The 20,395-nt window shown below is 59.5% G+C and carries 19 protein-coding genes; all 19 read left to right on the top strand.

Features of this window, described 5'->3' with window-relative positions; translation table 11 throughout:
* The first annotated feature begins 70 nt into the window (after positions 1 to 70).
* On the top strand, positions 71 to 3,067 hold the full coding sequence (locus DW754_RS10945; protein WP_158567515.1) for a phage tail tip lysozyme: 2,997 nt from the start codon (positions 71 to 73) through the stop codon (positions 3,065 to 3,067).
* Between the two features lie 24 nt (positions 3,068 to 3,091).
* The gene (locus tag DW754_RS06355) at positions 3,092 to 3,991 is read left to right on the top strand and encodes a hypothetical protein (protein WP_117758860.1); all 900 of its coding nucleotides are present in this window, start codon (positions 3,092 to 3,094) and stop codon (positions 3,989 to 3,991) included.
* Complete coding sequence (locus DW754_RS06350; protein WP_117758859.1) at positions 3,988 to 5,178, top strand: type IV secretion system protein; 1,191 nt, start codon at positions 3,988 to 3,990, stop codon at positions 5,176 to 5,178. Before DW754_RS06355 ends, DW754_RS06350 begins: the two co-directional genes overlap by 4 nt.
* Before the next feature lie 5 nt (positions 5,179 to 5,183).
* Positions 5,184 to 5,567 (top strand): helix-turn-helix domain-containing protein, encoded by a 384-nt coding sequence (locus DW754_RS06345; RefSeq protein WP_117758858.1) that lies wholly within the window; start codon positions 5,184 to 5,186, stop codon positions 5,565 to 5,567.
* On the top strand, positions 5,533 to 7,644 hold the full coding sequence (locus DW754_RS06340; protein WP_117758857.1) for a DNA topoisomerase: 2,112 nt from the start codon (positions 5,533 to 5,535) through the stop codon (positions 7,642 to 7,644). Before DW754_RS06345 ends, DW754_RS06340 begins: the two co-directional genes overlap by 35 nt.
* A 35-nt stretch (positions 7,645 to 7,679) precedes the next feature.
* Positions 7,680 to 8,102, top strand: coding sequence for a hypothetical protein (locus DW754_RS06335; RefSeq protein ID WP_147336380.1), 423 nt, complete (start codon positions 7,680 to 7,682; stop codon positions 8,100 to 8,102).
* Positions 8,099 to 8,728: a CPBP family intramembrane glutamic endopeptidase gene (locus DW754_RS06330; RefSeq protein WP_117758855.1), complete on the top strand. Its 630-nt coding sequence runs from the start codon at positions 8,099 to 8,101 to the stop codon at positions 8,726 to 8,728. Before DW754_RS06335 ends, DW754_RS06330 begins: the two co-directional genes overlap by 4 nt.
* 120 nt (positions 8,729 to 8,848) lie before the next feature.
* Positions 8,849 to 9,385 carry a DUF5067 domain-containing protein gene (locus tag DW754_RS06325; protein WP_117758854.1) on the top strand — a complete coding sequence of 179 codons (537 nt, stop codon included), beginning with the start codon at positions 8,849 to 8,851 and terminating at the stop codon, positions 9,383 to 9,385.
* A gap of 106 nt (positions 9,386 to 9,491) precedes the next feature.
* Positions 9,492 to 10,133, top strand: a complete 642-nt coding sequence (locus DW754_RS06320) for a hypothetical protein (RefSeq protein ID WP_117758853.1) — start codon at positions 9,492 to 9,494, stop codon at positions 10,131 to 10,133.
* A 281-nt stretch (positions 10,134 to 10,414) separates the two neighbouring features.
* Positions 10,415 to 12,202: a hypothetical protein gene (locus DW754_RS06315; RefSeq protein ID WP_117758852.1), complete on the top strand. Its 1,788-nt coding sequence runs from the start codon at positions 10,415 to 10,417 to the stop codon at positions 12,200 to 12,202.
* Between the two features lie 2 nt (positions 12,203 to 12,204).
* Positions 12,205 to 13,533, top strand: coding sequence for a hypothetical protein (locus tag DW754_RS06310; RefSeq protein ID WP_117758851.1), 1,329 nt, complete (start codon positions 12,205 to 12,207; stop codon positions 13,531 to 13,533).
* Positions 13,534 to 13,715: 182 nt separating this feature from the next.
* A complete protein-coding gene (locus tag DW754_RS06305) occupies positions 13,716 to 15,677 on the top strand; it encodes a hypothetical protein (protein ID WP_117758850.1) in 1,962 nt (653 codons plus the stop codon).
* A 203-nt stretch (positions 15,678 to 15,880) separates the two neighbouring features.
* Entirely contained in the window at positions 15,881 to 17,059 is a 1,179-nt protein-coding gene (locus DW754_RS06300; RefSeq protein ID WP_147336379.1) for a hypothetical protein, read from the top strand.
* 16 nt (positions 17,060 to 17,075) lie between these two features.
* Positions 17,076 to 17,612 (top strand): hypothetical protein, encoded by a 537-nt coding sequence (locus DW754_RS06295; protein WP_117758848.1) that lies wholly within the window; start codon positions 17,076 to 17,078, stop codon positions 17,610 to 17,612.
* Positions 17,613 to 17,718: 106 nt separating this feature from the next.
* Positions 17,719 to 17,928, top strand: coding sequence for a hypothetical protein (locus tag DW754_RS06290; protein WP_117758847.1), 210 nt, complete (start codon positions 17,719 to 17,721; stop codon positions 17,926 to 17,928).
* Positions 17,929 to 17,937: 9 nt separating this feature from the next.
* Positions 17,938 to 18,489: a hypothetical protein gene (locus DW754_RS06285; protein WP_117758846.1), complete on the top strand. Its 552-nt coding sequence runs from the start codon at positions 17,938 to 17,940 to the stop codon at positions 18,487 to 18,489.
* 21 nt (positions 18,490 to 18,510) lie between these two features.
* Positions 18,511 to 19,023: a hypothetical protein gene (locus tag DW754_RS06280; protein WP_117758845.1), complete on the top strand. Its 513-nt coding sequence runs from the start codon at positions 18,511 to 18,513 to the stop codon at positions 19,021 to 19,023.
* 8 nt (positions 19,024 to 19,031) lie between these two features.
* Complete coding sequence (locus DW754_RS06275) at positions 19,032 to 19,598, top strand: hypothetical protein (protein WP_117758844.1); 567 nt, start codon at positions 19,032 to 19,034, stop codon at positions 19,596 to 19,598.
* Positions 19,599 to 19,977: 379 nt separating this feature from the next.
* A partial coding sequence (locus DW754_RS06270) for a hypothetical protein (protein ID WP_147338931.1) occupies positions 19,978 to 20,395 on the top strand: 418 nt, incomplete at its 3' end.

The raw sequence follows: 20,395 nt of genomic DNA, 5'->3' as shown, positions 1-20,395 counted from the left end.
CCCGTCTATTGCCGGGTGCCGGGTCGATACTTCGAGACCGTAACCCAAATGATTTTGGAAGGAGGACATCTTGCCAGACGATTCCAAATATGGAAACGCAAGTTCCTCGTCTAACCTGAAAGATGGCAGCACGGCGAGCATGTCCTCTGCGGCAGAGCGCCAGCAGCAGGCTGCGGCGGCATATGACGATGCTTTGCAACGCACAGCGGGGGTTGGCGCAGACTTCTCCCGCCATGTCGATGCGGTCAGTTCTGGATATTCCGCTAGCGCCGATGCGGCCAGCACGCCCGGCGCGGTATCGACCGTTAGCCGCGATGCTGTCCCCAGCGCCTATAGCGCCGGCGTGATGGGGCCTAGCCAGCAAACAAGCGGCGTGGAACAGGGCTTCGTTGCTGCGGCATCCCAGGGTCCTGCCACCCCGACTGCCGCACAGCCAATCCAACAGGTTCCCAGCGCCTTTACCTCCCGCATGGAGCAGCAAGGTACTGCCACCCCATTTGCGGGCGGTTCCGACCGTGCCGCCGCCGTGCGGCGAAACATGATGACATCTTTCGATGGCATCGATGCGGCCGGCATCGCCGGCTCCCGAGATTTCATCGAGGGCGCTGCCGTGTCCGTGCAAGCCGATTCACGCGATGCCTTCTCCAGCGCGTATGATGCGGGCGGGGCGGGATTTTCCCAGCCCGCGAGCGGTGCGGGGCAGAGTTCGGCGCCTATGCAGGGAGGTCAGCAACCCTTTGGCGGCGCCTCCCCTGTGGCCGCCGACACTGGCGGCGCGGAGGAAAAAACCGAAGCCGTATCGGAGGCAATCGGTTTCGGCTCGCATCAGGGTCCATCCGCATCGTGGGCATCTGCCGATATGTTTACCGGCGGCAAAGCGAGCGACGTACACCTCAGCAAGAAGATTCAGGAAAACCTGGATAACTCGAGGGCCGCCTATTCGCAGGCTAAGCAGGACTTTGCTGCAGCCGAGAAGGATGCTTTGGAGACGCTCGACGCCTCGGGATGGAACTCGGGCGTCCAGGCATCCGCATTTTCCGATTCCGCATTGAGAGCCGAGGGCTTCAAGGACGGGCTCGGAACGACCGCCGACGGGATCGAGCGAGCCGGGGTATCCGATTCCCGTGACTTCGGATTCATGAACCAGGCGGAGCGCGGGGGCGCGGGTGGAACCGCCCAGCGTATCGGTAAGCCCCACAGTGGGGACAACCATGGCGATGTGACGGGTACCGTTTCCAATGTCGCCGATGCCCCCGATAGCGTCCGTGCTGCCGCGCGAAAGGTGGTCGCCGAGAAGGAGCACGTTCGGGCGGCCTCCGATGATATGGTTGCGGCCCACAGGGAAGCCTCGGCATTTATCACCAAAGCCGAGCAACGCGCCAAGACCGCCGCGAAATTCAAATCCGCTGCGGCAAACGCGTTAGTGAATTCAGCCTCCGCATCCATCGGGGACGATTCCGTGTCCGGCACGGCCGTCCGCTCCACTGCCCGCGCCGCGGTCGCCGCCGGCCGTTCAATCAGGGCCAGTAGGGCCGCCGGAAAGCAAGCCGGGGCGCGGGGCTTCTTCTCCTCGTCCGCCGAAGCCGCCAAGTCGGCGGTCTTCGCGTTCGATGAGGAGGGCAGTCTCGACGGGATCGAGAAGGCGGACGAGGCGGTACGCGCCGGCCGCTATGTCCGCGGCAAGGCTCGGGACTTCAAGGCTGCCCGAGCCAAAGCCAAGGGCGGCAGCAAGTCGCAGCTCATGTCGCAGGCCGAGAAGAAGGCTGCGCGGGCGGCTGAGGATGGGCAACGTGTCGCTTTCTCGAAATCGATGCAGCGCCGCTCCATGTCGATCGCCAGGGCTAAGGCTGCGGCGGGCGAGGCTGTCGAGGCCGAGCAGAAGGCCGCGCTCATCGGCAAGGTCACAGCTGGTCTTAAAGCGGCGGCACAGCATGCCATCGCCGCGCTCCAAGCCCTCCTGAAGTCACTTGCCGCCGCTCTCGCCGGGGCAGTCGGCTCCCTTGCGACCGCTATCGGCGGCTCGACTTTCGGGATGCTCATCCTCGCCGCCGTCCCCGTACTAATCCTTTTGCTGGCGCTATCCGGCGGCAGCGCCGATCAGGAGGTTCAGGGAATGAACGAGGTTGAATCGCAGGTCGCATCGTTCTTCAGGGAGAAGGGGCTCGATGACCTGCAGATTGCCGCCATCATGGGCAACATGTATGCCGAGAGTGGGATGAACCCGGGTTCGGAGGAAGGCGGCGGCACGAACGCCAACGGCATCGGCCTTTGCCAGTGGACGAACGGGCGCCACACGAACCTCGTGAACTATGCAAAGTCCGTCGGCAAGTCCTGGACGGAGGTCCAAGTCCAGCTCGATTTCTTCTGGGACCACGACAGCTGGGGATATTGGAGCCGTGCCTATACCATCAGGTCCGAACACGGCCCAGATGGCTCCGAGAACCGCTCGCTCGATCCCGTCGGTGGAACCTTGGTCTCTGGAAGCAAACGGGCATTCTTGGCCTCCACCGACCTGAAGGACGCCGTCAGGCAATTCTGCTACGGCTGGGAAGGTGCTGGAATCCCCCGCCTGAAGGTGCGCTATGAGGCAGCCGACAGGTATTACGAGCTGTTGACGAACCCGTCAGACGGCGATGGTGACCATGGCGGCGGCACGGGCGCCCCGCAGATCGCGGGGGCATCGGCCCGTCAGCAGACCGTCGTCAACATGGCTTACGCCACCCCATCTCCCGGACAGGGCTGGTGTGCCGCCTGGGTGACCAATGTCTTCCGCGCGGCGGGAGTCGGCTATTTCGGCGGCAACGCCTGCGATATGTGTCGCTCCTGGTGCCATAGCTCCAATAGGTCGGAGCTCAAGGTGGGCATGATTATCGCCGATGTCTCCCATCCGGGTACCGGTGCTCCCGGACTCACGTACGGACACGTCGGCATCTACATCGGCAACAACAAGGTCATGAGCAACGAGGGTCCCATCACGGTCAAATCGCTCGATACCTTCATCAGATTCTACGGCGCCGGCACCGGCTGCAAGTGGGGCTGGATCGGCGGAATCGACATTTCGAAATAAACCTCAGACTGGGAAGGAGACAGGATGGATAAATTCATGGAGTTCCTCAAGAACAACACGGCGGTCGTCGCGGTCGCGGCGGGCATCGTGTTGTTCATCGCGATGAACGGTATCACGTCTTGCGTCGCGAAGGGCGGCGGGAACGACGCCCCAGCCGATGCGCACGGGCAGTTGGAGCAGAAAAGCGAGCAGCCATCTCATAAGGGGGATGCCGGCGATTCCAAAACCGAGCTGACCGAACGCCAGCGCTCCGCCATCAAAGACTACGACCAGGCTACCAAGCAAATCGTCGAGCAGATCGAGAATTCGAAATGGGCGGCAAATGACGGCAGCGGTTCGATGACGATCAAGGACGGCATCATCATCGAGTCTTACGGAGAGTCCAAGGGCTCGGTCAAGAAGACCAAAAAGCAGGTCCAGACCTTTGCAATCACGGCGGTGGATACCATCGCCGGCGACCAGACGGGAGCTTTAAGCTGGGTGGTCTTCTCCGTAATCGACGCGTCCGGCAACGACCACATCATGACCCTCAGCAGGGTCGATCCCGCTGCACTCACCGGCGAGGGCAACGACACCTATTTCGAGCTCAAGTGCGATATGTTCCACAATGAGAACGGCTATTCGAACAACCGTTGCGCCGAGAGCGCCAAATTCAACGGCATCGAGGGCGATAACTTCAAAAAGGCCATCGACGGCCGCATCAAGGAGTTCAAGCGCTCCGTTATCGAATACCTGCTCGCAAACCATTCCACCACGACCGAGCTGACGTGGGACGGCACGGTCATCGAGAACTTCAACGAGTCCACCCGCACCCTGACGTTTGGCATCAAGAACGCCACGAACGCAGCCGAGGATTCCCTGCCGAGCATTCTCGTCATCTACCACACCGACACCCATGAGTTCGAGGAGGTCGATGTCCAATGATGGACGTAGCCGCCATCAGGGTTGAAGCCCTCGATTACGCCCGCAATGAAGGCATCCTCAACAAGGCGAAACATCACCTCGTTGCGGCCGTAAAGTCTGTTGAGTGCAAGCTCGATGGCATCAAGTCCCCATCGGCCGGACGTGCGGGCGCGTCTTTCGCGCTGGCGCTCGGAATCATGCTGCTGTTCATGCTTCTGACCCCGCATTGCGCCGCGGCTTTCGGCTTGGATGACTTGGTCAACAAGGTCGGGGAAATGATCGGCTCTTGGACCGAGGCCATCGGTCAGGGCATCATGAAGTTCCTCAACGGAACCTTAGTCCAACCCATTGCCAACCTCATGCTCAAATGCACGTTGGGCGATATAAAGAATTGCGTCTCGGCGTCTGACTTGCTCTGCGACTTTGACCATCTCTTGGGAAATACGAGCGGAAAAATTAACCTCGCCGCCCTGGTCACCAACGTGTCCGACAGCGCCATCAAACCAGTTGCCGCCACCCTTCTCGCCATGGGCATGCTGCTCCAGCTCCTCAAGATTGCCAAGAAGATGGATCAAGGCGGCGGCATGATGCCCTCGGTCCGCGAGGTCGTCGCACTGTTCGTCTGGTGCGCCGTCATGATGTACATGGTCCGCAACGGCGTCGGAATCGTCAAAGACCTATACTCCATCGTCTTGGAAATCATCAAGACCGCCAGCACGTCCGCCAGCTCGCTTGGAGCCAATGCCGGTACCGACTGGTGGAGCAAGGACAACCTTATCGTCTTCCCCGAAGACGGCAATATCATCGAAAGCCTGGTCATCCTGCTCGAAGTCGCCATTGCCTATATAGTCGCACAGTTCACCCTGATTATCTCGTACGCCATGATGATCGGTCGCGCCATCGAGATCTACCTTACCGCCATGTTCGCACCCATCCCGTTCGCCCTCATGGGATTCGATGAGACCCGCAGCTGGGGATGGGGATACCTTCGACAGTTCCTCGCGCTGTGTCTCGCCGGCGTCGTAATGGTCGTGGTCCTCTATATGTTCCCCTATCTGGTCGTATCGGTTGTCGGCGATATCGGAACCGGCCTGAGCGGCATCGGGAACGTCGCCCACACGCTCGTCAAAATCATCGCCTGCTGTGGCGTAGTTGCCATGACCCTTGCTAAATCGACGCAGCTCGCCCGCGCCGCTCTCGGCGGCTGATAGCCATGGTTGCGGTCGATCCCGATACCGACCGCACGGTTGCCCTGCGCAAGGCCCGCTTCAAGGTGCGCCTGCGCAGGGCCGCCGAGGCGTGCGGTTACGAAAACCTGTATCAGCTCGGCCGCGTCTGCGGCATCAGCAAGGACTCCTTCAAGAAGTACCTGTCGGGGACGCGCTTGCCGAACTACGAATGCATCCTGCGCCTGTCGCTGGCACTGGGGGTACCCTGCGACTGGCTCATGGGAAGCGATGAGGGGCCGATGCTCCGAGCCGTGCTGAAAGCGCGAGATATCGATTGCGCCTGTAAAAAGAAGAGTCCAGTTACTACCCTCCCCTCCCGTGAAAGGAGCCGCAATGATTCTCATACTCGCAGAGAAGCCGAGTGCTAAGCGCAACTTCGCAAAGGCGCTCAGCGGGACCTCCGGCTCCTATGCCGGCGTGCAGTATAAAATCTGCGCCCTTAGAGGACACGTCATGGGGCTGCTCCCGCCCGACAAGCAGGTGCCTGCCGAGCAGTCCGAAGCCATGCAGAAATGGTCGCTGGAAGGGCTGCCCTGGGACCTCGGGCAATTCGCATGGAAGAAGGGCGTGCTCAAGGGCTGCTCTGATGTCATTTCCGAGTTGAAGCGGGAGCTTACGGGTGTGGACGAGGTCTGCATCGCGACCGATGTGGACCCTTCCGGCGAGGGTGAGCTTTTGGCATGGGAGGCGCTCGAGAAGTGCGGCTGGCACGGCAAGACGAGCCGCATGTACTTCACCGACGAGGCTCCCACGAGCGTCCAGAAGGCCTTCAAGGGCCGTAAGATGCTCGCGGCCATGGAGGAGGACGGAGACTTTGTCAAGGCCCACGTGCGTGAGCGGTGGGACCTCGCATCTATGCAGTTCGTGCGTGCCGCGACCTGCATCGCCCGCGACCACGGGTTTCGCACGGTCGTGCGCGAGGGGCGCCTGAAATCCGTCATGGTGAAGCTCACGGGCGACCAGCTCGAGGCGTACAACGGCTATGTCAAGAAGCCGTTCTTCGAGGCGCGTTTCCGCGACGAGAACGGGAACGTCTTCGCACGTACCTATGAGGACGGGGACACGTGGCGTCACGACAGCGCCGACAAGGTCGACCTGAATGTCCTCCATGAGTCGGCCGTGGTCGAGGACTCGAGGGCGAAGAAGCATACCGCACCCGGCAAGCTGCTCGACCTCGCAGGGCTATCGGGCATCCTCGCCCGCCGCGGACACAAGCCCGCCGATGTCTTGGCCTGCTACCAGAAAATGTATGAGGACCAAGTGGTCAGCTACCCGCGCACCGAGGACAAGCAGATCACGCCCGAGCAGTTCAATGAGCTGTTGCCCCTCGTTGACAGGATCTGCGGGGTCGTCGGGGTCGATCCCGCTATCTGCTCCCACAGGACCGTCCGCAAGACGCATGTCAAGGAGGGCGGTGCACACGGAGCCAACCGACCCGGACTGAACGTTCCCACTGCCCTCGCCGCGCTCGATGCATATGGCAAGTGCGCCCGCGATATCTACGTCGTGCTCGCCAAGAACTACCTGTCGATGCTCGCGGAGGACTATGAGTATGAGCTCGTGAAGGCGCACGTGAAGGAATTTCCCGAGTTCACGGGCTCGACGCAGATACCGCTGTCGCGGGGTTTCAAGGCGATTTTCGATTCCGATGCATCGCAGGAGGAAGCCCAGGAGGGTGCCGAGAAGGAGAATACCGCCGAATTCGGCAAGATTGCCACGCCTTTCTGTTTCGAGGGAGCCAACAAGCGCCCGCAGAAGCCAACCATGAAATGGCTCACGAAGCGCCTCGAGAAGTACAACGTAGGCACGGGCGCCACGCGAACCAGCACGCTCGCCGAGATCACCAAGGACGAGGACCGCGCCCTCATGAGGGAGAAGAAGGGAACGTTGTCCCTCACCGACTGCGGCGCGGTGTCCTACAAATTGCTCGGAGGGTGTCAGATAGCGTCGCCTGAAGCCACCGAGAGGCTCTTCAACCAGATGGAGGCTGTCGGCAGGTTCGAGCTGGATGCGGACGATGTGGTGAACTCCGTGACCGATATGGTTGTCCACGATATCGAGGTCATGAAGAAAAACGGCGAGAAGCTCGGCAGCTTGGGACCCGTTGGGTCCAAGGTCGTCGGGAAATGCCCGCGATGCGGTGCAGACGTCATCGACCGAGGTTCCGGTGCGAAGGCGTGCAGCTGCTCGTCCAACAAAGGCAAGCGCGATAAGGGCGGCAGTTGGGTCCAGACCGAGGGATGCGGGTTCACCATCTGGAAGACGGTCGCGGGCAAGAAGCTGACGGCGGCTCAGCTCGGAAAGCTGCTCGAGGGCGGTACAACCGGGAAGATCTCGGGGTTCAAGTCGAAAACCGGTAAGGAATTCAGTGCGAAGCTCAGGCTGGCTGCGGACAAATCGGGCAAGATCGAGTTCGTGTTCGACGAGAAGGGGAAACGGAAATGAACGGTGAATTAGGGTGTCGCGACACGAGGGGTACAATGGGTAGAGCGAATGAGGTCACGGTAATCGTGCTCAGGAAGCCCGATTGCGGCAGACATGTAGATAACGGCGAGGCGTTTCGGCTCGTCCGCCCCCTGTTCGAGACCAATGGTCTTGAGGTCGGTGACTTCGCCAATTTGGCGAACGGGTTCCTGTTCTCCGTCCAGCCCCGCACTGAAACGTGGGATGGTACGGAGCGCGATGCGCTTGCGGCGGGGCTCTCATGCCTGGGGTCTATCGGGTTTTCGGGCTATATCGCGCAGAAAGCCCTTGAGGATGAGGTTGTAATTGATGCCGGTACCGTGGCCCTCGGGGTCGTCGCACTTGCTGCAACTGCGGCGCTCGCAGCGGGCGGTATCATCGCCTGCGTGAAAGGCGGCCGTGCCATCGGTAGGCGTCTGCTTGCGAGGGGGCTCGCGTGAACCAAGTCGAAGTCGAGTCCGAAGGTAATGGTATCCCCCTGCGCATTGTCTTCATCGCGCCCGCGCTGTTCGGTGTCTCGCTTCTTGGCGCGGGGTTGATAACCCTTTCGGTGGGTCTGCCCGAAGATGCCGCGCATGTCATCTCATCGCTGGTCGCACTTGCGGCCATGGCCTGGCTGTATCGGTTCTTCGGTCTTGGATTCAGCCGCCTCGGGGTGGTTGCCGCGCTTTCCGCAGTCAGTGCCGGGGTCTTGCTGCAAGCCGTCTCAATCGGCACTATCGCGATAGTCTCTAAAATCGATACCGCGGCGACGGTCGCCATCACACTCCCCTATCTGCTACGGCTTTGCGTTATCGATCCGGTTGCGGAGGAGCTGTGCTTTCGCGGCGTCTCGCTGGCGGCATTGGAGCGGTGCGGCTTGCCGTTCTGGGTTGCGAACCTCATCCAAGCCGTGCTGTTCGCCTGCTTCCATTTCAATGTCGTGCAGTCGGCATATGCCCTTGTCTGCGCCTTGGTCTTGGGCGGTCTCAGTCAGCGCGACGGGATCAGCTCGAGCATCATCGCGCATTGTGTCTGCAACCTGACGGGTCTGGTTCTCGGCTTGGTTCTCACCTACTTCGCCTAGCGATAGATCTTGTGGGCATTTCCGACGGCGAGCCGATAATCTTTCTGCAATTTATCGCCGTGCTATCATTGTGTCATAGGCCGTACCCCAAGCGGCTTTCGAGATAGACAGGATGAAGACATGAAGCGAATTATCGTTTCCGCAATGACGGCTGTCGCCGTTTTCGGTTTTGGTGCGGGTCTCGCTGGCTGCGGAGCAAGCATACAGAGCGGTCAATCAAACACCATTCAATCTGCGAGTGCGGAACTGGGCGATTCCTCGGTGAATATCAGCGTTGTCGGATATCGCCTGGGACGCGGGTCTTGGGAGGTCAATTCCTCAACGGAGACGGGAACCTCGTCCGGTTCTCTCGGAGTGCAGAAGGTACTCGTCTGCGACCTGCTGCTGACGAACAATTCAGACACCAAGATGATCATCTCGCCAATCGATATGCTGTCTGCGTCGCAAAATGGAGATACCCTGCAATTCGGGGCTTTGTACGATGATGAGGGCAACTATCGGAACCCCGAGTCGGTCGAGGTCGAACCGGGGCAGACTGCGTGCGGGATTGCCATCTGGAATATCGACAACCTGCAGGCACCCGTGAAAATCAAATTCAAATGCGGCGGCGCGGTACTGCTGACGATCATGCCAAGCAAGCTCACAGAGGGCGAGTAGGCAGTTGGGTGCCTTGGCGGTGTGGGGCTACTTCTGTCCCGTTGCTGCGCCAGTGGACGGCAAACATCGAGTATGGAAGCGGTAAACCGCTTTGAAAGGACCTGCTATGAGTCAGATTGAGAACAAGATGGACGATTTCATGCCCTTCGGGGGTGAGATTCGAAGCAAATATCCGGAGGACGATGAGACAGTTCAGCATGCCATCATCGATGCATGCTTCGCTGCATTGGATGACATTATGTTTCCCATGGACGATCGGGGAAAGCGACCTTCGGAGTGCCAGGTGTTTTTCGCCGTGCAGCGCATGTACGGTGCCGAGGGGGAACGGGATTATTTCCTTCTCAGCGATGCCGATACAATCCCCGATGAGCACCCCTTTACACGCGATGGTGCAGACTGGGGTGAGTGCGGCGGAGCCCTTGCGTGTAAGGTCCTCAGCGAACCGCCGACCCTTCTGACGTTCCATGAACTTGCTCCCGCCGGTGTCGATACGCTCCGCGATGAGGACGGCTACCTCTTCGATGTGCCCAGCGAGGCGGTTGAGAAGGTTTTCGGCGATGAGACACTCACCATGCCTTCGATGCTCACGCTTCTGGAGGTTGAGTTGAAGGTCGATGATGCCCTTGCCGAGCTCGAGGCGCAGCCCGAGGCCACTGAGTCGCTCGATGAGCTTGTTAGTGCGAAGACCGAAGAAGCTTCGCTTGATGCCGAAGAGGATCTTGGGGAGCGTGGGGACGCAAACCGTTGACGGTTCGGCTTGGTGTGTAGCTCGGTAGGCGCATAAGGCGCTACCGAGCTACACGGATAAGAAGAATAAGAAGAAGAAAAATAAAAAGAAGGATAAGAACGAGGAAAAGCAGGGGGATATGCGGATGAGGAAGGGTTCGTAGCACATACGGCTATAAATCTAGTTCGCATATGTAGAAGTCGTTTACGCAATCACGAGAGCTACTTGTGTCCCGTTGGGATTTCCAGCTTGTGCCGAGCGCGATGATTCGAGTGTGACCACCCTGACTGTCTGGAGGAACTATGAACCGCATCGGTTTGAAAGACTACCTGCTCAATGAGGCAAGCGATAGCGATTTGCTGGACTGCGCGAAAGCGTATGATACCGCAAACCAGTACGGCCATTTCGATACGTATGATTCCGTGGAGGAAGCCGCTAAGCTCTGCGGCTGGGACGTGGAGACCGCTCTCAGCGAGAGCCGCCACGTTGAGTCGGATGCCGACTGCTACCGCTTCAACGGATATGGGCACCTCGAGGCCGTCAGCAACGAGAGCCTGCTCGAAGATGCCCGCGACAACATCGACGATATCATCGATTGGCTCGAGGGTGCCAGCCGATATGAGCTTATGGACGTCAGCTCCGATGTCGAGTTGTTTGTCGATGCGAAAGACCCGTTTGAGATCATCAACGAGGTGGACTGTTCCTCCCATAACCATGGCAATGACATCGAGGTCAATTTGAGCCGCGGTGATAAAAAGGCAACACTTTGCTTCTCGAATTTCAACGGTACCAGCTGGAACGATACCGATGCGGAGAAGATCGGTATCGCAGAGGTGGCGTACGCCACAGCCAAGAGCTATAACGCGTACGCCAATGGCGCCAGCACCAAGGAGGTGCAGGCGACGTTTTTCAAGGAGAACGGGCGCAGGCTCTCAACCGCACGTGCAGACAAGCTGACGGACGCTTGCGAGAAGAATATGGACTCCCTGAAGCAAGTACTCAAGGATCCTGAAATCGCGGCGCTAGACAATCTGTTCAACGTTGAGCTTTGCAGCGAGACATATTGCGCGACACTTGCCAATGAGGCTTCGGAATGTAAATACATCGCATCAGCCCTCGAGAAGATGGGCTTCGATGTGGAAAACGACCGTGCCATCGAGAAGCATGCCGAGATTGAGCCCAAGCAGCGCATCGTTTTCGATAGGATGATCGGAAGAGTCGGCGATAGCTACCTTGAAGTGGTCAATCAGCTCGATAATTTCTTCGATACCGACCGCATCGGTCAATCTGAGTTCATCAACGACAACTGGGGAAACCCGATTCTCGTCAAGGGCGGTCGCAATGGATATGGCGATACGCCCTGCGTATTCACCGTCTATGAGGACTTCGTTGACGCGATGGACACCTCTCCGTCCGATACCAGCGGGGACAACATCTTCGCCGACTGCAAAATCGATGGCATCTGGGATGAAAACGGTTCGCTGATCCTGACCGGTGCGCTTCCCGACGGATACGCCCCGATCTGTGAAATCCTCGGTGCACACGCCTGCGCGGAGATGCGCCAGCTGACCGACAAGGGCGGGCGCCTCTATTTGGATTACCTAGCAGTTGACGGGTTCCATCTTCCCAAGGATGGCATCGAGGCGATGGGGTTCGTCTACCGAGAGGGAGATGAGAGCTCATTCATCCATGACCTGTGGGACAACCCCGAGATGTGCTCCCGCCCGCGTTTTGCCGAGAAGGCACTCGATATGCCCGCCGAGGAATACATCATGCATCACGATGGCGTGAAAACCGAGTTCCAGATTACTGAGGTCAAGAAGGATTCGTTCGCCTATGAGCAGGGCGCACGCTACGATGCTAAGGTTCTCACCAATGGGCATGACTGCGGTAACGGTCGTTTCTGCGCCGATCTTAGCGAGGCGCATGAGTTTTGCCAGCAGTTTGCCGACAGTGTGGTTGGGCTTGGCGAGAGCCTTGACGATATGTGCGAGGATCGTTGCGAGGTTGCCTCTCTTGCGCAGGATGTCGATGCGGACAATCGCGACCAGGAATATAACAATCACGACAATTCGGAAATCGGAGAGTAGCTATGTATAGAGTCCATGGCTTCCAGGACAAGGATCAGCTTCTCGAGATGCTCGTCAAGGACGACAACATGACGTTCTTCCCCGAGTTCAACCTTCTCGCAGTCACCTCCAGTTTCGATCCGAGCGAAGAGCCGGAGACACGGCAGACCGCCATCTTCAACGTCAAAACCCACGAGATCGCTAGCGGTGAGTTCTTCAAAGGCTGCGACTATGTATCCGATATGGTTTTCGAGGGCGGGCAATGCAAGGCCCTCGCCATCATCGATTCATACGAGCAGGATTCCGATGGATTCACCTTCCACGACCGCCGAATCGATATGCTGTCCCGCCTGTTCTCGTGGAGTTCGACCATCACTGCCGGCAGCATTTCCGATATGGTACGTCGCGCCTCTTATTACCAAAAACACCTGATGTCGAATCGGGAGAGTTTTGAACTGTCGCACGGCAAGCCGCTTTCCGAGATATCGGAGCGTCCGGTCGGGGCGGACGCCAAGGAGCTACTCGATAAGCTCACGTCGAGTGAGACGGTGAGCTATTTTCCCGAGTTCAACCTCCTCGTCACGACCACTGAATACGACCCGCTCGGTCTTCATGACCGCGACACGTGCGTCTTCAACGTCTTCCCATCCGAGCTTGCCTACGAGAATCTGTTCCATGGATTCGAGAACGTAGTTGACATCCCCTACAGCGGACCTGTTGTCGACCCCATCGCCTTTCAGCCGACCTTTATCGACTCTGCCGAGCGGGACCGCTCCAACGATGTCGACCTCGGCAGCCTGGCTATGCTCCTGTCCGGCAGCGATGTCATCAGCACGCAGTCAGTCCCCGAGCTTCTCGAAACGATGGCGGATCGTTTCGGCATCGAACCCGAGGAACGTACCCTCAACGCCAATCGGGCGCAGGCGGAGGAATGCATCCGCACGGGCGTGCCGGATATTCAAGTCGAGATCGATTGCACGAACGACGACAACTTCATCGAAGGAACGGTGACGGTCGAGGGCGAGTCCTGCTACTTCTACCGCCCGAACAATTCTCGCGATACCGAGGATTATGACTCGGTTATCTTGGAGCCTTTCCGTCCCGATGGGTTCGAGGGCGATATCGAGGAAATTGAGCTGCCCGCCGCAATCGATCAGAATTGCGAGCTCGCCGAACTGGTCGTGTCCGTGGCGACCGAGCCGTATATGGATCCCGACAAGGCGGTCGGACGCGAGCAGAGCATTGATTCGCTTTGCGATGAGAAGACCGAGGTGTCCGAATCGATGAGGTACGGCATGGAGGGCGTCGGCCTTCCCATGCTCGACGCCTCGGAACATCTCGCGAACTACTAGGTTTCGACTTTATTGCAAAAGGGGCGCGGCCGATTTGCGGGTGCGCCCCTTTTTTGGTGTCGCGGGAGACTACCGGTAAAGACGGGCGACCCACTTTCTACTTCCGTCCCATAGATCATCAGGTGGCCATTGGCTCCCATACTTTGAATCGTATATGAAATGCGAGAACGATGGGAGCCATCATGGCCTTGGTCATCAACCTGCACGGCCCGAATACCAACACGCTCGGCAATCTCACCGCAGGCGCCCTTGCGGAGATGGGCTACAGTACCGCCGCCGTACCGTCCTGCCGCCGAGAGATGGAGCTCGCTGCATTGGGCGGCGATGAGCGGGCGATCCGGCTCACGGACGGCTCCCTCGAAAGTTGTGTCGAGCTCGCGTCCATGCAGGCCGAACGTAACCAGCGCTCCATCGACCCCGATCTGGATGCGGTGATCGTCTGCGGACCTGTAGTCGATAGCTTCTGGAGCTATAAGGGCAACCGCGAGGACTCCTTCTACCGTGCCGCCATCGAGACGGCGCTTGAGCTGGACGCCGCCCAGTACGAGCTTGTCCCCAGCGGCAGCCTTACCGAGCATACCCTTGCTCAGTTCAGGTCCTTTCTCAGGGATTGCGGGGTCAGGCCGCGAATCAGCGGACAGCTCGATTACGGGTACCACGACATCATCGACATCGTCCGCGGCGAGGTCGCACTCGACCGCAAGGAGCATCCCGTAAAGAGTGTCGAGAAAGTCGACGTCGCCCCCGATTGCGAGAAGGTCATCGCTGGCTTCAAAAATGCGGCGATCAGCGTGCAGGAGGCCATCAAGTCCCTTCCCGAGGGAAGCGAAATGCGAATGAAACTCGAGAGCATGGTCGACCGCGCCCTGGAGGACGGCTACGGCGGCATCCATATCGAGACCGTCAGGAAACCTACGGGTAAGACGATAAGTCTAGGCGACTTGGTTCAGCCGGAAGTCGATGCCGCATCCAGGCGCAAAGACGTCCGCGATGAGGTGGCTGCTCGCGAGGCAGAACCCGCCGATTCGAAGGCTGTGGAAACCCACGGGCAGGATGAGGGCAAGGAGAACAAGAATAAGAAGAATACAGAGAAGGATATGGCAAACGAATTCGAGTCGAAGAAACCCGAGTACATCAATATCAGCTTCGAGAACAAGGACGTCCGTGTGAAGCCGTATACGGATCGCAACGGCAACGAGCGCCTGCGCATCAACATGACGATGCCGAAGGGTACCGTTGTCGGGGGTAAGGACCTTTCCGGCATGAAGGTCTCCATGCCCGCCCGCGAGTTCATGAAGCAGGACAAGGATGCCGGAAAGGCGGTCAAGTACGGTTTCCGCTCCGACCGCGATGTACATTTCTTCAAGTACGATGAGCAGAATCAACGCATCGACTATCCCGGCGAGGGCGAGACGGCAATCATGCCGAGTGACTTGGCCGCTGCCGTGTCGGCGGCCTATCAGGGCAAGGAGGCCGCTAAGCCGGAGCCGCACCGTGCCGCGAGCTACAAATACACGGGACTCACCTTCGCGCCCTGCGATATGAAGGTCAAGACCGTTCCCGTTGAGGACGGCCCCGATAAGAACTTCCTGCTGTGCAAGCTGCCTCCCCACACCATGGTCGGCAACCAAGACCTCGGCGGCATGATTGTGAGCAAGTTCCTCACGGACAGGCAGCTGCCCTATGCGCAGTCCGGTAAGCCCTTCACGGCGAGCTTCCAAACTGAATTGCCTGTCCGCGTCTATCCTGTCAGCGGCGAGGATTCCCGCGACAACTTCGACTATGACTACCGTAGCCCTCGGGAGTTCAGCGCGGGAGCCCTGGTCGCCGGCATCGAGGACGCCTACGATGCACGCCTGCTCAACGCTCGCGACTACGAGGAAAAACTAGTTGCCTCAGGTGCGGAAATGTCCCCCGCCGCCGCGGAGGCCAAAAAGATGCTCGAGGACCGCGATGGGGCGGCCACACGCCAGGGCAGCAAGGCCGCGGCTCTGGCGTTCTACCAGCAGGGCGGCGGCGAGGATGCGCCGCTGAATGACCTCTGCGACGCCAAGAGCGACGAGGCGGATGCGTGGCAGGGCGACCGGCCCTTCGTGATCGCGGGGCCAGAGCCCGATCTCTATGACGAGGACGTCGAGTTCTAGAGACCGACGGGCGGGCCGTCCGGGTCTATTTCTGTCCCCGCGGGGGCTAGATGCCGTTTGGGGTCGTAAAGTCAGAATGTACGTATGCGTAATTCTCGAATTCGACTGGAGCGGCGATGGTGCGGGAAATACCCATAGACATTCTCGAAGGGTTCAAGGTACCCGATGCGACGCTTCTCTGCCGCCGAGGCGATTCGTGGACGGTGGAACGGAACGGATCGGCCGCTGGTGCCTTCATCTCCGGTTGCGTTGAGGCTTCGGAGCGCCTTTACCCGGAGCCTAACGGGCAGCTCATCTTGTCAGGTGACGGCGGCGCCACCGCAGCCGCGCGAATCTATGCCATCCCAAGCGGGCTTTTTTCGATTGTTGAAAAGATTCGCGAGATGAGGGATATCCCCCAGGAGGAAAGCTACGAGATGGTTCTGGGAAAGGCGGTAGGCAGCCATGGGCTAATCAACCTCGGCAACCTCGCGGCCATCGCGATCAAAGCAGCTGAGCCGGCGGTCCCGTCTCAACCGGACAGGCATGTCGTCTTGGCGAGCGGCCCTGCTCGAATCAAGGAGCTCGCCGACGATATCGGTGCGAGCTGGGCACGCGAAGCCGTCTCGCGAATCGCCGACCCTTCGCACTTTGCAGATGTCGAGATTCCAGGCGGGCTTATCGATGAAATTCTGGACAGCGCGTGGCGGACGGCTGGCGAAGACAAGGCTGTCTATGACGAGCTGCGCTCGGATATCGGGTTCGCGCGGGGCGTCATCCGCGATGCCTTCGGCAGGGACCTCGAGTCCGAGGCGGAGTTCTACGATTCCAGCGCGACCGATAACGTCTGCTCCATGCTCGAGGATATCGACACGACGGGGCGCATCGTGATCCTCGAGGATACGGCCTCGGGCCTTTGCGAGTACCTGTTCTCGGATACCGAATCCTTCACTAGGGCGCAGCCACGCAGCGTCGGCGAATTCGCGTCCGATCTCGCCTGCGGGCGCTATCGCCTCGTTGACGATGCCCGGGATTTCGAGCTGGTCGTGGAAGACGGCAAGCTGGTCCTCGACGAGAACCCGCACATGGCACACGGCGGCGGGAAATACGGGGTCCTGTTCGTATCCAAATCGCTGAGCGATAGGGTCATCGCCATGGAAGATGCGGAGCTCGCCCGGGAGATGTCGCGCCTGCGCATGCGGCGAGGGATGCCCGCTGAGAACCTCATCGTGCGCATGGCGGAGATGAGCGGCGATATCGCGGGCGTCGAGCGGGACATCTGCTCGATTTTCGGTTGGGATTTCTGCGGCAACGGGCGAATGGAGTCGCTCGACGACCTCATGGAGGCCGTCGAGCTCGAATCAACGCAAGCGTATGGGCGTAGCGGAAGGGTCAAAGCCTGACTATAGGAGGGACGAAATGGATATCGATATCCGGGAAACCGGAATCAAACCAGATCCGAAGGGAAACGTCGAGCTCGTGAGGTTCGGCTCGACGGCGATTCTGTTCTGCGGCGGAGACGAGCCGTTCGCAGTCGTGAATGGGTATGACGGCAAGACCGGAGAGTGGTCGGGGGATGCCGTGCAGGTCGATGACCTGTCTGCCGCATGGGATATCGCCGACCCGGAAATCATCGAGGACGCCACCGTCAAATGGACGCGCAGCGACGTGGCGGACATTCTCGAGGGCAGGGGCATCGAGGCGAACGATTGGAACATCGACGCGGCCATCAAGGACCCCGACCTTGAGAACTCCCCTTCCCTTTTGGGTGAAATGTCAAAGGACGGCGGCAGGGACTATCTCGATTTGACCATCACCCAGCTCTGCTCCATCGGTGCGCTCGATGTCCCCGAGGGGTTCAGGCTCGAAGAGGGGCTGGACGACATCGCGGAACGCATGGACGAGTATTGTGCGAGCGACAATCTCGGCGATATGGCCCCGCTGACGGAGCGATAGGGATTCCGTCGCCTTCGGAAGGCGTGCCGCTGCGGCAAGAAAGCGGCGTTCGCGCGTATGCCCGTATCCTGTTCCGCAAATAGAGCCGTCTGAGAAAAGAGACAAGATGAACGAACAGGACAACATCTTCGAGAGGACCGAACAGCAGGTGCTCTTCTACCTATACGAGAACAGGGACCATACCGTCAGCCGCGCCGAGCTTCGGGAAAACATCAACACCGCGCCGGTCGAGTCCACGTTCGAGTCGATTTTGACTTCCCTCAAGGTCAAGAAGCTCATCGAGTTCGATCCGTCTGGCAACGTGGCAATCGCCTAGGAGGTTCCGATGATAGCCAAAGGCTCCTGCGAGATAACCCTCAGCCGCGATGAGCTTGTCGAGATGCTCGCCAAGCTCTACCTGCTGGACGGCGGCTACTCGTCCTTCAATCTAGTGCCGTCCACCGAAATCGCAAAGCTGATCGTCAAGAAATGCTCCGTCAGCGCGACCGGCGGCGACTTCTCCCTCCCCCTCACCGCGCTGCAGCTGCTCAGGGTTTCCGCACTCCTCGAGAAGGCCTCGGGGAGACACATCACGACCGAGGCGTACCGCCGCGCCGATACGGCCGTCGATAAGATCTCGGACCGTTGCGACCCATGCCATTTCAAGCTGACGCCCTCGGAGCGCGAGTTCTACATGGCGGCAATCGATGCGCTCGAGAAATCGGTCGGGCAGCGCGTTACCATCCGTGAGCTCTCCAACCAGGCGGGCGTGCAATATGAACCGTTCCGCCGCTTGGTGAAGAGGCTCGAGCATATCGGCTATATCGAGCGCTTCGGCAAGCTCACCGCCTCATTCGACCGCGACCGCGCAATGGAGCTCCTGCATGTAGGCATCTAGATTAACTGTTGGAGTCAACCCATGGATAATTTCGGCAACATCCACCCAATCGATTTCGAGCCCGTCAGGGATCTCATTATCGTGGCGTATAAGTCTGGGGATTTTGAAGCGGCGGATGAGATCATCGCCCGCAACACGGTCAAGGAGACGGCCATGCTCTCGAGACTCGTGAACGGCGCCATGGATGCGTATTGCTGGTCGAGCGGCCGCGGGGTCTCGCACATGCTCTCACGTACGTCCCATCCGGGGTACACGCTCCAGCTCACCACCTTTCACCGCGGCCATGCGTGGGGCGATATCGATGTCAAGCATGCCGGCAAAGGAGAACTCAATCTGCCCGATGGCGTGTGCGCGGTGGGTGTGGAGCATGCTGGTCTGGGTATCGAGGAGGAACTCGCCGAGCGTTTCGGCATCTATATCACGCCTGACATGTATGAACAGTTCGGGCGTGAGGACGGAAGGTCTGTAAGCGTTGAACCTGTTTGCCGGGACGAGCGCGGTGCGGACTGCGAACTTTCGAGCGATGAGCGTTAGGAGTCGACATGGGAACCCACCATCAGCCCTATTTTCTGGAAAAGGCTAAAGAAGACCTCGTACACCATAGCGCCGCATGGGTCGTGAAGCAGCCTGAGCGCTCCCCTATCTTCGTCGATTGCCACGCCGTCGAAGATTCCTCGCTTGCTCGCGGGTGGGATTTACAGGTGACGATCTGGAGTCGCGACGAGGCGGGAATCTGGTCGTGCGGTGGGGCGATTCAGGAGCGCGGGTCGCTTGGGGATGCGCACGATGCGGCACGGTTTGCCGAGGCACTTGCCGCCGACTCTGGTGCCGCTACCATGATCCCCTACAACGTCTTCGAGGAGGTCGTGGATGAGCATGACACGAACTATCTCATCGCGCTCGCCATCTGCATCGATCAGCTGCCCAGCTGTGTGACAGGCGATGAGGTCTCTAGACGAATCAGGCTCAACGCCGACCAAGATATGGATGAACGTCGCGGAGTTACGGTGCGTGAGCAGGACGGGCCGTCGGTCTCGCTCGATGAACTGGCAGAGGTGTATGGGGACCAAGCTGAGGCGGATGAGGTGGAAGTTGCCTTGGAGCGTTGAGGTGTGCCTTTGCGGCACGAGGGGTTGCCACCTCTCGCCGTTTGGGATACTCGGGCAGATGGAGGGTTATGCTCTAGAGCTTTCCTGTCTCGCCCTCCATCGTGTTTGGGGCGCCGTGCCGGGTGATTTCATCTGGCACGGCTTTTTTCGTGGGTGAGTGAGAAGAAGCGACCTGCGTGGCGCTGCTTCAGAGAGCCTTGGTGGGATGAGAATAATAACAAGTTGCTGTACTGCGGGACGCCAAGAAAGGCGTCCCGTTTGCTGTTCTAAGTGAGGTACCGAGCTGCTTGGAGTGCCGCAGCGGCAAGACCACCCCAAAAACCTACGCCACCCCTACCCTTGGCTCGTATCTACCAACCCTGAGCGAAGGGAGCCGCATATGCATGCAGCGGCATTTTCGCCTCGGGGGGGGGTCGCTCCTAAGACGACCCGCCTCAGAGGCCAGTCAATCATCGAGTATGTTCTGCTAATCGCGATTATCGGCCTGGTTATCGTGTTCGCAGGCCAGGGCGTTGCCGGCGCCATCCGCAACCAGTTCAACCTGGCCGGCAATACGGTGAACAGCGGGACAAGCGCTGGCACCGAGAGCGGTGGCGCATCCGGCGGAGGCTCCACCGGTGCCGCTTCCGCGACCGTCCAGGCGGCCGTCGCCAAGGACGCGAAGGACTGGACGCTCGGTGAGCAGAAGGCCGTGGCCGAGGACATCGCCGCGAAGGGCGAGGCGTCTCCCGCATATTCTAAGGTGAAGGCCGCGATGGATGTCGGCACAAAGTGGTCAATCAAGCTCACCAATGGCG

The sequence above is a fragment of the Collinsella sp. AM29-10AC genome (genome assembly GCF_003469085.1).
Classification (GTDB): Bacteria; Actinomycetota; Coriobacteriia; order Coriobacteriales; family Coriobacteriaceae; genus Collinsella.
The sequence above is the reverse complement of the archived record's forward strand: the minus strand, read 5'-3'. Positions and strand labels throughout refer to the sequence as shown.

What these genes read in the sequence shown, in the direction of transcription:
- DW754_RS06355 (WP_117758860.1), top strand. Translation starts at nt 3,092, where the DNA reads ATGGATAAATTCATGGAGTTCCTCAAGAACAACACGGCGGTCGTCGCG.
- DW754_RS06350 (WP_117758859.1), top strand. Translation starts at nt 3,988, where the DNA reads ATGATGGACGTAGCCGCCATCAGGGTTGAAGCCCTCGATTACGCCCGC.
- DW754_RS06345 (WP_117758858.1), top strand. Translation starts at nt 5,184, where the DNA reads ATGGTTGCGGTCGATCCCGATACCGACCGCACGGTTGCCCTGCGCAAG.
- DW754_RS06340 (WP_117758857.1), top strand. Translation starts at nt 5,533, where the DNA reads ATGATTCTCATACTCGCAGAGAAGCCGAGTGCTAAGCGCAACTTCGCA.
- DW754_RS06335 (WP_147336380.1), top strand. Translation starts at nt 7,680, where the DNA reads ATGGGTAGAGCGAATGAGGTCACGGTAATCGTGCTCAGGAAGCCCGAT.
- DW754_RS06325 (WP_117758854.1), top strand. Translation starts at nt 8,849, where the DNA reads ATGAAGCGAATTATCGTTTCCGCAATGACGGCTGTCGCCGTTTTCGGT.
- DW754_RS06320 (WP_117758853.1), top strand. Translation starts at nt 9,492, where the DNA reads ATGAGTCAGATTGAGAACAAGATGGACGATTTCATGCCCTTCGGGGGT.
- DW754_RS06315 (WP_117758852.1), top strand. Translation starts at nt 10,415, where the DNA reads ATGAACCGCATCGGTTTGAAAGACTACCTGCTCAATGAGGCAAGCGAT.
- DW754_RS06310 (WP_117758851.1), top strand. Translation starts at nt 12,205, where the DNA reads ATGTATAGAGTCCATGGCTTCCAGGACAAGGATCAGCTTCTCGAGATG.
- DW754_RS06305 (WP_117758850.1), top strand. Translation starts at nt 13,716, where the DNA reads ATGGCCTTGGTCATCAACCTGCACGGCCCGAATACCAACACGCTCGGC.
- DW754_RS06295 (WP_117758848.1), top strand. Translation starts at nt 17,076, where the DNA reads ATGGATATCGATATCCGGGAAACCGGAATCAAACCAGATCCGAAGGGA.
- DW754_RS06290 (WP_117758847.1), top strand. Translation starts at nt 17,719, where the DNA reads ATGAACGAACAGGACAACATCTTCGAGAGGACCGAACAGCAGGTGCTC.
- DW754_RS06285 (WP_117758846.1), top strand. Translation starts at nt 17,938, where the DNA reads ATGATAGCCAAAGGCTCCTGCGAGATAACCCTCAGCCGCGATGAGCTT.
- DW754_RS06280 (WP_117758845.1), top strand. Translation starts at nt 18,511, where the DNA reads ATGGATAATTTCGGCAACATCCACCCAATCGATTTCGAGCCCGTCAGG.
- DW754_RS06275 (WP_117758844.1), top strand. Translation starts at nt 19,032, where the DNA reads ATGGGAACCCACCATCAGCCCTATTTTCTGGAAAAGGCTAAAGAAGAC.